The organism is Pseudoalteromonas sp. BSi20495 (assembly GCF_000241185.1).
Classification (GTDB): domain Bacteria; phylum Pseudomonadota; class Gammaproteobacteria; order Enterobacterales; family Alteromonadaceae; genus Pseudoalteromonas; species Pseudoalteromonas fuliginea.
This window is the reverse complement of record NZ_BADY01000105.1, coordinates 1-12,671: the sequence shown is the minus strand read 5'-3', so window position 1 is coordinate 12,671 and position 12,671 is coordinate 1. Positions and strand designations below refer to the sequence as shown.

12 protein-coding genes are annotated in these 12,671 nt (G+C 37.8%); 5 read left to right on the top strand and 7 right to left on the bottom strand.

Annotated features, from left to right (window positions below):
* Positions 1-3: 3 nt before the first annotated feature.
* The 7 genes from P20495_RS06770 to P20495_RS06800 all read right to left on the bottom strand — a co-directional run bounded on the left by P20495_RS06770 (position 4) and on the right by P20495_RS06800 (position 7,538).
* On the bottom strand, positions 4-837 hold the full coding sequence (locus P20495_RS06770) for a sulfurtransferase (RefSeq protein ID WP_008137368.1): 834 nt from the start codon (positions 835-837) through the stop codon (positions 4-6).
* Complete coding sequence (locus P20495_RS06775) at positions 837-2,003, bottom strand: capsular polysaccharide biosynthesis protein (RefSeq protein ID WP_008137366.1); 1,167 nt, start codon at positions 2,001-2,003, stop codon at positions 837-839. Before P20495_RS06775 ends, P20495_RS06770 begins: the two co-directional genes overlap by 1 nt.
* Positions 2,004-2,108: 105 nt before the next feature.
* Positions 2,109-2,528: a group 1 truncated hemoglobin gene (locus P20495_RS06780; protein ID WP_008137364.1), complete on the bottom strand. Its 420-nt coding sequence runs from the start codon at positions 2,526-2,528 to the stop codon at positions 2,109-2,111.
* Positions 2,528-3,361, bottom strand: a complete 834-nt coding sequence (locus P20495_RS06785; RefSeq protein ID WP_008137362.1) for a DUF3034 family protein — start codon at positions 3,359-3,361, stop codon at positions 2,528-2,530. The genes P20495_RS06780 and P20495_RS06785 overlap by 1 nt, the downstream gene beginning before the upstream one ends.
* Entirely contained in the window at positions 3,348-5,663 is a 2,316-nt protein-coding gene (locus P20495_RS06790) for an EAL domain-containing protein (RefSeq protein WP_008137361.1), read from the bottom strand. The genes P20495_RS06785 and P20495_RS06790 overlap by 14 nt, the downstream gene beginning before the upstream one ends.
* A complete protein-coding gene (locus tag P20495_RS06795) occupies positions 5,656-6,312 on the bottom strand; it encodes a methylamine utilization protein (protein ID WP_008137359.1) in 657 nt (218 codons plus the stop codon). The genes P20495_RS06790 and P20495_RS06795 overlap by 8 nt, the downstream gene beginning before the upstream one ends.
* A gap of 122 nt (positions 6,313-6,434) precedes the next feature.
* Positions 6,435-7,538: a phosphoribosylaminoimidazolesuccinocarboxamide synthase gene (locus P20495_RS06800; protein ID WP_008137356.1), complete on the bottom strand. Its 1,104-nt coding sequence runs from the start codon at positions 7,536-7,538 to the stop codon at positions 6,435-6,437.
* A gap of 178 nt (positions 7,539-7,716) precedes the next feature.
* Between P20495_RS06800 and P20495_RS06805 the strand changes: the two genes are divergently transcribed.
* The 5 genes from P20495_RS06805 (at position 7,717) to P20495_RS06825 (ending at position 12,439) form a co-directional block, all read left to right on the top strand.
* The gene (locus P20495_RS06805) at positions 7,717-8,787 is read left to right on the top strand and encodes a CDP-glycerol glycerophosphotransferase family protein (RefSeq protein WP_008137354.1); all 1,071 of its coding nucleotides are present in this window, start codon (positions 7,717-7,719) and stop codon (positions 8,785-8,787) included.
* A gap of 7 nt (positions 8,788-8,794) precedes the next feature.
* Positions 8,795-9,481, top strand: a complete 687-nt coding sequence (locus P20495_RS06810; protein ID WP_008137352.1) for an ABC transporter ATP-binding protein — start codon at positions 8,795-8,797, stop codon at positions 9,479-9,481.
* Complete coding sequence (locus tag P20495_RS06815) at positions 9,478-10,764, top strand: FtsX-like permease family protein (RefSeq protein ID WP_007376771.1); 1,287 nt, start codon at positions 9,478-9,480, stop codon at positions 10,762-10,764. The genes P20495_RS06810 and P20495_RS06815 overlap by 4 nt, the downstream gene beginning before the upstream one ends.
* A gap of 14 nt (positions 10,765-10,778) precedes the next feature.
* Complete coding sequence (locus P20495_RS06820) at positions 10,779-11,279, top strand: DUF3299 domain-containing protein (RefSeq protein WP_007376770.1); 501 nt, start codon at positions 10,779-10,781, stop codon at positions 11,277-11,279.
* Positions 11,280-11,656: 377 nt separating this feature from the next.
* Positions 11,657-12,439, top strand: coding sequence for a CDP-glycerol glycerophosphotransferase family protein (locus tag P20495_RS06825; RefSeq protein WP_008137350.1), 783 nt, complete (start codon positions 11,657-11,659; stop codon positions 12,437-12,439).
* The last annotated feature ends 232 nt before the right edge of the window (positions 12,440-12,671 follow it).

Genomic DNA, 12,671 nt, shown 5'->3' with positions numbered 1-12,671 from the left:
GGTTTATGTCTCGTTCGTAGCAATTGGAAACGAATCACTTGCGCCCCATTCACTCCACGAGCCATCGTAAACACTTAAATTTTTGTACCCACATTCAGTAGCCAATAACGCTAAAACACACGCCGTAATACCTGAGCCACAGCTAAATTGTAACTGCTGCGCATCACCGACTACGTCATTAAATATCGCTTTAATTTCAGTAAGTGGTTTGGCTTCACCTTTATTAAGTAAATCCATAAAAGGTAACGAGCGACTATTAGGAATGTGCCCGCTACGCATACCTTTACGAGGTTCACTTTCTTCACCAGTAAAACGTTTATAAGCACGTGCATCAAGCAATAAAGTATTAGGATCATCTATTGCGTTAAGCACTTGTTGACTATTAATAAAATACTCACAATTATAGCTTGCCGCAAAATCACCAGCACTTACAGCCTCGCTATAACTTTGTTGTACGTCGTAGCCGTACTCCAACCACTTTTTAAGACCACCGCTGAGTATTTTAACATTGTGATGCCCCATAGCTTTAAACATCCACCATGCTCTTGCTGCGCTAAATAAACCGCCATCTTCGTATACAACTATGAAAGAATCGTTATTTACGCCTGCATTTTGCATAACATGAGTAAATTGCTGCTCGCTGCATATCGTACTTGGTAAGGGGTTTGACCTATCAGCCAATTCGTTTTTTATGTCAAAACGTTTAGCGTTAGGCAGCATTGCTTGCGGCGAATAAGTACCCAAAACACCTGGGCGCAGCATACCTGCATCAAATATCACTAATGCAGGGTTGTGGAGTTGCTCGTGTAATTGCTGACAGCTAATTAGGTTTTTCACTACGATTCCTTATCTCCATGATACTTAGCAAACTCATCATTACCCGTAAAACGCGCTTCAATCGCTTTAATGTGTTTATCTTCAGTGTGTTTCCAAACGCCAGGAATACAATATACATGTTCAATAAAGCTAAAAAACTTATCCTTTAATAATGTATTTGGTTGCCAGCCCTGCATTACTTCGTTCAGATTTTCTGCAAGCTGCTCTGCAGTGCTCGCATGCTTTACCAAACCCTCAATGTTGTAACAGGCTTGTCCAAGAGTTAAAACTCGTTTATTTAGCAGTAATGCTTCTAAGCCGACCGTTGAATTAATCGTTAATACGGCTTCTGCGCACTTAATCAAATCACTCGTTTGATTTCCATTAGCAAAGATTGCAATCGGATCTTTTTCATAAAGATGAGCGTAATGCTTATGCCATGACGGATGCTCTTTAAAAACCACTTTTAAACTTGGATCATTTAAGCTTTTGACGGCTTTAATCACCTCGTCGTAAAACATGTCCATAGAGTTTATCCACGGAGAAAAGCTAGCTAATTGAGTATCGTGAGGTACTTGAAAAGGCGCAAATATATAGCGTTCTGGTACATCGGCGCACTCAAATTCACAGCGTTTTTTATGATCAGCTCTTGGAATTAAATCCGGCGCAGAAAAGTTTAACTTATTTTGTGGGTCAAAATTTAGGTAAAAAGAAGAATCACGGCTTAACGACGCATTATAGTTAATACCATTAGGGTCTAAACTGCTTGTACCGGGTAGTAAACCATTTTCATAATAAAACTGCTTTACACCTAATGCTTTTGCAGCCATAGCAACGGTTGTATTTGGAAGTTTATTGCCGTTCCAAATGACAATGCATTCAGGATTAGTCTCGGTTAATAAGGCTAAATACTTAGCGTATCGTAATCGTTCAAATAAAACTAAACCAGCACTATAAACCGCAGTAATGATAGAATTATTCCAAGTTGTATTACGTGCTCTTTTACGTTTTAGTTGAGAGTTGACTACACCAGTAAAATTAACTTGGAACGCATCTTTTAAATATTTCACAGCAGAAAGCTTAGGCGCTCCCATGATGTGTAATTGGCAATTCATCGACAATTTTTTGATTATTTTTTTATAGTATTTTGCGTGTACATTTTTGCGAGAAATAAATAGATAAGCCATACAAGCTATATTTGCCAATTGTTGTTTTTATGAAATAATTCTATGTGGACAATGCAATCAAAGCAAGGTTCCCTTTACTTAATAATTACTTTGAAAGCTTTATAGTTACATTTTTATAATTTCATCACGAAGTGGCGCCATTCTAGAAAGAATATCGTTTTGTAAGCTATGGCTAACATCTTGCTCATTCATTGCATTTATAAGCAAATCAACAACATGATTAAAATCTTTCTCTGTAATATGCATACCAGTATGAATTGCCACCATAGAGTCGCCATCATATGTACACGGGCCCTCTACTAACATACACATATGGGAAATAAAACCATCACGAAAATGTGTAATATTAGCGTGTTCAAAGTAATGAAATACTTGTTCGTCGTTACCTATTTGATAAATAAAACTATCAACAAGCTTAGCTATACCTGCTTTTCCATCTAACTGCTGATAAAGCGACAGTGCAGGTTTATTTGCACAGCCTACTAATAACCCTGCGCATAATAAAAATACGGCTATATTTTGCATCACCAATACCCTGTTACCGATAAATACCAACCTGTTTGATCGTCAGCCCCTGCAATGCTTCCTAAATCAAGGTAAGCCGCTGTCACACTCACGTACTTATTTGGTATCCAAGCCACAAATACATCTTTCCAATCTTGTTCGCCTAAATTAAGGTTATTCGCTTTTTGACGATACTCAACACCTACGGCCAATTCACGGCTTAAAAAAAGTGCAGTACTGCCTTCAAACAACACCCTAGTACTGTCGCTTTCACCACCATAGCCTAGCAAGCCTAATTCATTTGCTTCGCTGTAGCGTGTCGTTAAGTTCCAAAACCAGTTGTAACCTGCAATCGCGCCTAAATGTAATTTACTGGCCGCTAAATAAAAATCGGTTCCACTGGTACTTTTCGCGCCAACTAACTGTGCAATAGAACCATCATCCAGTGATTTATGTAAAATGCCTGCACTTAATTGTGGCCACTCACTGTAAACAATATCGCCGTACAAACGTATTTTAGCACCTGTAATTGATTGCTCTATTTCAGCATCAAGTGCTGGTACATCAAAGCGCTGTTGGGCATAACTAAGTTCAACACGATTAAATAAATTAAGTTGTGCACCACATACGTTAAGTGTGTAGTCGGTTACATCTGCGCGGCTACAAAAGCCATTTATCGAAAACTCATCATCACTGGCATAACCAGCTAGTTGCGCCCAAGGTACAATGCCTCCACCCGCATTGCCTTCAATTTGAGACACACCAGGAGTAGCAAGCAGTTTTCCACTGCTGGCTACACACGGTAAACTCATTAAACAAAGGGCAACTACGCTCCAATATTTAATGTGATACATAATGATCTAGAAGCCATTCTTCAAGTAATTCAGCTTTTAACGGTCTACTTAAATAATAGCCTTGCGCATGATCGCATTGCATATTTTTAAGCAACTCTAAAGACCCCAATGTTTCGACCCCTTCAGCAACAACAGAAAATCCTAATTGATGACCTAACGTAATCGAAGACTGCACAATAAACTGATCTTTTTGTGACTCATCAAGTTTTAAAATAAAACACTTATCTAATTTTAACTCATCAATAGGTAGCATTTTTAAGCGCCCAAGTGACGTTTGCCCTACGCCGTAATCGTCTAGTGATATTTTAACGCCAATTGCCTTTAAATTTTCGAGTGCTTTAATACCTTTTTCTTCATTTTCGATCATATCGCGCTCGGTAAGTTCAATCGTAATCAACTTAGGGTCTACTTTGTGTTTTTCAAGCGTACTGACCAAAGCTGAATGAAATCCCGAAAAGGCAATATCTTGCGCCGATACATTAATAGCGGCTTGTAACTCAATGCCTTTTGATTGCCAGTTAGCTACCTGTGCAACAACGGTATTAACCACCCACGCGGTTAGCTCAACAATAAGCCCCGACTGCTCAGCTAAATCAATAAATAGCTCTGGATTAACCCAGCTACCATCTTTTCGTTGCCAGCGTATAAGCGACTCAACTTTATCGATTTTTTGCGTTTTCATATGCAACTTAGGCTGATAGGTCATAAATAATTGGCCATCATCGTCAATAATTGCTTGTTTTAACTCATCAAGCATTATTAAGCGCTCTAAATGCGCCTCATCTTCGCCACTTTGATAATAATGAATACTTTCATGATCGCTTGCAGCACTGTCGACAGCAATCAATACACGGCGCATTAAATCATCGCTAGTAATACCTTGCGCTGGGTATTGCACAATACCGGCACTAAATCGTAAATTAATTTTTAACTTTTGAATGGTATAGCAAGCCTGTAACTGCATCATTAAGCCGTCAATGCCACTTTTTAGCTCTTGTGCTGCAGTTGCTGGGAATACCGTTAAAAATTCATCGCCGCCAATTCGCGCATGAAAACCACCTAGCTCATCAGAAAACTCACTAATACGACTTGCTACCGCTTTTAAACAGTCATCCCCAACACGAGGGCCTAACTTATCGTTTATGTGTCGCAAACCCTTAATATCAATAGCAACAAGTGTGTATTCATTCGTTGCATCTAATTCATCCCCCAACACATCTAGCATTGCTGAACGATTATAAAACCCTGTAAGGGAGTCATGGCGAGCCTGAAAACTAATTTGTTTCTCACGTTCATTAATATCGTTACCCATGCTATTAAATGCATCAACTAGGGTCGTTATTTCTGTACTTTGTTTTTTTCCTTTAAATTCGAAACTATAGTTACCTTGTGCAAATTGCCTAGCAATAACAGCGAGTTGAGATAAAGGAGTAGTAAGGTTGTTTGCTAATAAGCTACTTGTTATAACACCTACAAACATGGTTAAAATAGCCAATATCATTAATGTAAAAAATAGCTTTTCAAAATCACTGTAACTTTGCGTTAAATCGGCACTGAGTAAAATAACAATTGGGTGAGAAAGTAGCGACGGTAAATCAATATCACGATTGCGATACACTAAATATTCACCAAAAAAGCGTGATGTGGTTAACGTATTAAAATAGTTCACAGGTTCAAAAGGGGTTGGACGTTTAACTAAAGAGCTAATAACTAAATTATCCGCACTGCCTATAAAGCTTACATCCATACCTGTTAAGCTTTTAAGCTCGGCGGCCACTTCGTTATTTATTTTAAATCCAACTAAACTATAAGCAACTGTACGTGGCGCTTTAACGGGAAGTAAAATCACTTGGTAAAGTTCGTTATTTAAAACAACAAAACTAGATTGCTCCGAAGTACTTAATAATTCTTTCATTAGCGGCTGTAAATCGTGCCCGTAAATATCTTCGCTGGTATTAGCCGAAATTAATTTACCCGACAAATCAATTAACAACATTAGCTCGGCGTTTATACGCTGACTGTGGTTAAATAATACGCTACTTATTGTACCGGCATCTCGTGTAGCAACAGCTTGTTTAAAGCCAAAGTCAGAGGTAAGTACTTTAGCGGCGGTTAATAATAGGCTCTCTTTTGACTTTAAGTATTGCTTGTATACACTTTGGGCAACGCTTATATCTTGGTTAACTTTTTCTTCTTGGAATTTACTCGTAGACCACCAAAAACTAAACAAGCTAACCACAGTGGTTAATAACACTAAGCCAACGCAGAGTATGGTTATACGGTTTTTTAAACTATTAGTCATTTTGGGCCTTAAATTTACTGCCAAATGTATTTCGAAGCTCTGGGACCGAAGTATTTATGGTTATTAAAAGCTGAGTTTGAGAATTAATAGTAATTATTTTTTTATTCTCCAATGCGGCACGCTGAAGAGGATGCCATACAGTCACCTCAGAAGAAGTGGCTGGAAAAGTAACACGCCCTCTTTCATCTGTTTTATAAACAAGATCATTATCTGCCACATAAATATAGCCAATCATAGAGTCATGAATATTGCATCCTAAAACAACCACACCGGGCTTATCAAATACAATAGGGTCTTTTGGTTGCCCTGAATATAATTTTAGCTGAAAAGGCTTGGCTTGTGAAAAAGAATACACATGATGGCGAATATTATCGCTATTAGGAAAATTTACTTGCTGCCCCTTTTGAACAATTAATAATTCAGGTGAAAATTGCTTATTAACTTGATCCATTGTCGCAACCGTCTTTGGTGTAAAAGCAGACTTTATATTATTTTGATTTAGCTCAACCACCGCATCTGGTAATGCTTGCCCAAGTTGGTTTTGTATAACTAAATCAATATTTGCGCTCAAAGCAAAATGGCTAAAAAACAAACCTATCGCTAAAAAACAACGATTTTTTGCAATTTTTTGCAATGCTCGCTCTAACATAACAACACCAAACTATTAACGTTAAGCTAAGTTAATTAGAGACGAGCACTAATTGCAAGAATTATAGCCCAGTAACCAAAAATAAAGACCGAGTAACTAGGTTAAGCCATCCTTTAGTCGTGTTATTTTACAATCAATCCGTATTCAGCATCTAAAATAGCAATTACTTCTTGGCGAGGATCGCTAGGTATAACAATATCTTTGCCAACAATTTTACTCGCAATACCTACATAGGTATTTGACACTTCAAGCATGACTGATTCTGGTAAAATATAATCTTTAGCAAGTTGTTCACGTTCACTCATACGGTCTTTATTTAATAATACATCGCTTTCTGGCACATTATTAATTAGTAACTGGCGAAAGCCTTCTTTAGAGTTTTCAACAATTTTACCGTCTTTGTAAGCAGCTTCATCCCAAATACGTGACGAATCAGGTGTGCCTACTTCATCAATATAAATAAGTTGCTGTGCGCCATTTAAATCTTCCACATAACCAAACTCAAATTTTGTATCCACAAAAATTTGATCAAGCTTTGCAAGCTCATCGCTAATTAACTTAAAGCCTTCAACTAGCAGTTTTTCGTACTTAGTTACATCATCTGCCGACTTAAAGTTAAATACATCTAAGTTATTAGTAATGTTAGCACGCGTGATATTTACATCATCAACAGGTGGAATGTCGGCAACACCTTCAATAATACCTTTTGTTGAGGGTGTAATTAAAACGTTATCAAGCTTTTGGTTTGCTTTTAAGCCTTCTGGTAAATCAATACCACAAAAATTACGCACGCCTTTTGCGTAATCGCGCCACATGCTGCCTGTAATGTATTGGCGTGCAATCGCTTCTACTTTTACTGTACTGGCTTTGCGTACAATCCATACGTAAGGATGCGGAATATCAACAATATGGTTACCTGCAAGACCTGCTTGATCAAATAATTTAAACCAATGCGATGCAACCGAGTTAAGGGCGATCCCTTTACCTGGCACGCCATTTAACCCGTTTTCGCCTTGCCAAATACAATCAAACGCCGAAATTCGGTCTGAAATAACCATAATTGCAAGCTCAGTGCCTGCAGGTACTTTATAGCCTTTGTCGCTAATTAATCGCGCGCTGTCTTCATCTGTTAGCCAATAAACTGAACGAACCTTACCGCTATGTACTTCACCTTTGGTACGAATGGGTAAATCATCGTTTACGTCTAAAACTTTATAGCTAGTCATGCTATCTCCGGGGTTAGGGATGCTCTTTGAGCAAAGTATGGTATGGGGTTATATGGGCTGTATAATAATCTAGCCAACCTCAAAGCTCAATCGGATGCTTAAAACAAATAAAGGCACATATTTATAAGCGAGTCGCAATGAGGTAAACTTAATGTTCCAACCAGCCTGGGGAGATAGCTTGAACTACTTAACTGCCACTAAAAATAAAAAATACTTAATGTATATTTCTCAGAATTATTCATATGCTATTTTGAGGCCCATTCAGGCGCAGATATTGGCACATGGTGGTGAAGTACGCTGGTTTTTAGCGGGTAGCGAAGTAAACCCCGATTTTTTAACCACAGATGAGCCACGTTTACATACCATAAAAGATGTTAAAAGCTGGGCTCCAAACATTACATTTATACCGGGTAATATAATTCCTAATTTTATTCCTGGTAAAAAAGTGGCTGTATTTCACGGGTTCAATTCAGGAAAATTAAATCGAAAAGGGAAAGAGGATCACTTTAACATTCGTGGTTGTTACGATTTATATTGTACGCAAGGCCCAAATACAACAACCCGATTTAAAGAGCTAGCTAAGCAGCATGGTTTCTTTAAAGTAACTGAAACTGGCTGGCCAACACTCGATCCACTTTTTAGTAATACTTCAAATAATCCTTATGTAAGCGACGACCCTCGCCCTACTTTACTTATATGCTCTACTTTCTCACGAAAGCTATCACTTGCTCCTAAATTATATGAGCAAATAAAACATTTTAGTGAACAAGGTAAGTGGCGTATTTTGATGCAGTTTCATCCTAAAATGCCTGCCGAATGGGTTAATAAATATAAAGCGCTGAGTAACGAAAATCTAACATTTATTGAAACCGATAACGTTTTGCCGTTACTGCAAGCTGCTGATGTTATGCTGTGCGATACATCGTCAGTTCTTTTAATTTTTTTACTACTACGTAAACCGGTAGTCACGTTTTGTAATCAAAAACCACTTCCTCATTTACTTGATATTATCGACGCTGATGAAGTAGAAGCAGCTATTGAACACGCGCTTACTAAACCTAGTGATTTAATGCAAAATATTGAAAGCTATTGCCAGGAACTTCACCCGTATACCGATGGCCAATCTAGCCAACGCGTATTAAATGCAGCTAATGAATTTTTACAAAGTAACGAAAAACTAAAACCCAAGCCATTAAATATAATAAGACAGCTAAAAATGCGTAAAGATCTAAACTACTGGGGTTGGTAACCTGATAATGATAAACCTAAAAAACGTTACTTTTAAATGGCATAAAAACGATAAAAAACCGACTCTAAGGATTGCAGAGCTGGCTGTAAAAAAAGGCGAACGTATTTTTTTATATGGTCCAAGCGGTTCAGGAAAATCTACTTTATTAGCGTTACTTACGGGAATTAATACAGCCACCAGCGGTGATGTGTATATTTTAAATCAATGCCTAAACACACAAAGTAATACCAAGCGCGATGCATTTAGAGCCGACCATATTGGCACCATTTTTCAAAACTTTAATTTATTACCTTATTTAACACCTATCGAAAATGTCATTTTAGGGTGTCAATTTTCTAAAGTACGGCAAAGCCAAGCACTTAAACACGCCACAACATTACACAAAGAAGCTGAGCGCTTATTAAACGCACTTGGCTTAATTGAGCAATACCATCATAAAAACGTAGCACAGCTCAGTATTGGCCAACAACAACGTGTTGCAGCAGCCCGTGCTTTTATTGGTAACCCTGAGCTAATAATAGCTGACGAGCCAACATCAGCACTTGATGCTAATAACCGCGAAAGCTTTATAACGTTATTATTTGAACAGGCATTGCATTTAAACAGCACCTTAATATTTGTAAGTCATGACGAAAGCTTAAAACCGTTATTCGATCGCTCAATAGATTTAACCCATTTGCAGGAGCAAATATGATCCTTGCTAAACTGGCTTATAAAAGCTTATTAAATCGTCGTGCCAGCGTATTTTTAACACTGTTTACTATTGCAATTAGCGTTATGTTATTGCTAAGTATTGAGCGTGTAAGAGTTGATGCAAAAAGTAGCTTTAGTAATACAATTTCGGGCACTGATTTAATTGTGGGCGCACGCACTGGTGATATTCAATTATTACTTGCGTCGGTATTTAGAATTGGCCATACCAACAATGGCGTAAGCTGGCAAAGTTATGAATATATAACCAATCAGCGAGGCGTAAAATGGAGCATACCTATAAGCCTAGGCGACAGCCATAAAGGCCAAGCTGTACTTGGCACTACTCTTGACTACTTTGAACATTACCGCTTTGCTAAAAAACAAAACTTAAGCTTTAACCAAGGCCATCCATTTTTAAATATTAACGAGGTTGTACTGGGGAGCAGCGTAGCTAACAAATTAGGTTATAAACTTGGCGATCATATCGTTATATCACACGGTATGGGCAATACTAGCTTTCATCATCATGACGACAACCCATTTAAAGTTGTCGGTATTTTAAACCCCACCGGCACACCTGTTGATAAAACGTTACACATACCGCTTGCCGCTATCGATTTAATACATGCCAGAGCTAGCACTAAACATGACGAACATGACGAACATGACGAACATGACGAACATGACGAACATGACGAACATGACGAGCATGACGATCTTATCGGTCATCCAAAACAAATCACTGCATTTTTAATGGGTTTTAAATCACCGCTATACACATTGCAAATTAGGCGCAATATAAATCAATATAAGCAAGAAGCATTGCTTGGTATTATGCCCACCGTAACACTGAAAGAATTATGGCAAATGCTCGCCATAGTAGAAAAAACACTGCAACTATTTTCCGCAATCGTCGTACTTGTTAGCTTACTAGGCATGCTAACCACACTGCTTGCAAACCTAAGTCAACGTCGCCGTGAGCTTGCTATATTACGTTCGGTAGGTGCCCGCCCTTGGCAATTATTCACACTTATAAGCATAGAGTCACTGTTAACTACTTTATTAGGCTGCTTAGTTGGCTGTGCATTATTTTATTTAGTTATGTATTTAGGTGCCGGCTACCTACAAAGCCATGCAGGTATTAGCGTAAATATAGCGATGCTCTCTTACTATGAACTCACATTAATAGGCGTTATTATGGTAGCTGGTTTTATTATTGGTTTAGTGCCTGCCACACGCGCTTACTTTTATTCTCTCAGCGATGGCATGAGTATAAAAACATAATTTTTAGGTATCCCATGACGTTTTTTAAAACAGCTTTTCAATATATTACTACTATTAATTTACTACTCGTAAGTTTTGCAAGTAATGCAAATCCACCAAAAGAGATTTTTTGGGAAGACTTAATCCCTAAAAATCACGTGCAAATAGACACACAAGCACAAGCCAATCACGAAGGCAGCGATCAAAATTGGGTGCAACCCGATCTAGACGCACCTGTAGTTAAAGCGTTAAACGGTCAGTCTGTAAGCTTACCTGGCTTTGTAGTACCACTTGAAGGTGACAGTGAAATTATTACTGAGTTTTTACTCGTCCCATATTTTGGTGCATGTATACACGTACCGCCACCGCCGCCAAATCAAATTGTGCATGTAACTATTAAAGGTGGCGTACCTATAGACAGCCTGTATGACGCAATCGTTGTAACTGGCATTATAAGTACAGAAACGTGGTCAGGCGAAATAGCCCAAGTAGGCTATAAAATGAAGGCAGTTGGCGTTGCGCCATTTGAACTTTAATTAACTAACCTGAACTGCTGATAAATTTATACCAATCTGCTTATATATGGGACCTATTTAACGTTAAGAAAATTACGCTAGAACTAGGCAAAAATTTTGTATCTAGTTATTCTAAATAACAAATTTTTAACGACGTTATAGTGCAATTTAATCCGTTAAATTGATCAAAGATTTATGCAGGTTGGTATTAAATACCAATATAGCGCAATATGTTATTAGGGCGTGTTGTTCTCTGGTGGTTTAATTTGCAGTAGTATATTTGGTTATTAGGCAAGGCAGAACCTATGTTGTGTGGTACTCCCCATAAATAGGCGATACCCAGCATAAATGCCAAACATGCGCCTGGTAACGTGATCCCTCATTTTTCTGGGATTAAAGTGCAGGTTTTTCATGGCTTTGATTCGGGCAAAAAGAACAAATTTAATATTAGAGGATTTTTTGACTTATATTGCACACAAGGTCCAAATATTACTCAAGGGTTTAATGATATTAACGATGGCACTTGCGACGTAGTCGAAACCGGCTGGTCAAAGCTAGATCCTTTATTTACTGAACATAAAGACATAGCGCTATATCAATCTGATAAGCCTACCATATTATATGCCCCCACTTTTTCGCCAAAGCTAACAAGTACCTACAAGCTTTACCCTTATATTAAAGCGCTATTAAAAACACAAAACTGGCAGTGGATAGTAAAGCTTCATCCAAAAGCAACAAGCGAAGAAATTGAAATGTATAAATCACTCGCCTGCGAAAACCTCACCTTTATTACCACCGGTGATGTGATTCCAATTCTACAGGCTACCGACATTATACTGTCTGACACATCATCAATTATTACCGAATTTGCATTACAAGAAAAAGTAGCCGTTGCGTTTAACAACCGCAAACCTAAAGACTGGATGATTAACTTTAGTAACGAAGCCGACCTAGAAAGTACTTTAATAAGCGCTTTTCAAAAAGATGAGCACACATTAGAAAAAGTAAAACAATACTGCGACAGCGTTCATCCATACAGAGATGGCAAGTCAAGTGTGAGGGTATTAGGCGCTATTAATAATTTAATTTGTTCTGGTACATCTCACCTAAAAAGAAAACCTTTAAACTTACTTCGTAAATTTAAAATTAGAAAAAGCCTAAATTACTATTGGTGGTCATAACTTTAAAGCCAAACAATCACATACAAAACAAAGGATTATTGGATTTTTAGGGTTAAAACTTGTTTTAGCTGGGCTTTTATACCAATTAGCATAATTAATACCAATTCACTTAATTAAGTGAGCTATTTTGAGGTAAGAAAATCGTGTCGATAACAAGGTAAAAATTTCGTTATTTAGTTATTCTATATCAGAAATTTTTAACGCAGTTAACGTCAGATTTGATCCCTCAAAC

Coding starts and splice junctions, on each gene's coding strand:
- P20495_RS06775 (WP_008137366.1), bottom strand. CDS start 2,003: ATGGCTTATCTATTTATTTCTCGCAAAAATGTACACGCAAAATACTAT.
- P20495_RS06780 (WP_008137364.1), bottom strand. CDS start 2,528: ATGCAAAATATAGCCGTATTTTTATTATGCGCAGGGTTATTAGTAGGC.
- P20495_RS06785 (WP_008137362.1), bottom strand. CDS start 3,361: ATGTATCACATTAAATATTGGAGCGTAGTTGCCCTTTGTTTAATGAGT.
- P20495_RS06790 (WP_008137361.1), bottom strand. CDS start 5,663: ATGACTAATAGTTTAAAAAACCGTATAACCATACTCTGCGTTGGCTTA.
- P20495_RS06795 (WP_008137359.1), bottom strand. CDS start 6,312: ATGTTAGAGCGAGCATTGCAAAAAATTGCAAAAAATCGTTGTTTTTTA.
- P20495_RS06800 (WP_008137356.1), bottom strand. CDS start 7,538: ATGACTAGCTATAAAGTTTTAGACGTAAACGATGATTTACCCATTCGT.
- P20495_RS06810 (WP_008137352.1), top strand. CDS start 8,795: ATGATAAACCTAAAAAACGTTACTTTTAAATGGCATAAAAACGATAAA.
- P20495_RS06815 (WP_007376771.1), top strand. CDS start 9,478: ATGATCCTTGCTAAACTGGCTTATAAAAGCTTATTAAATCGTCGTGCC.
- P20495_RS06820 (WP_007376770.1), top strand. CDS start 10,779: ATGACGTTTTTTAAAACAGCTTTTCAATATATTACTACTATTAATTTA.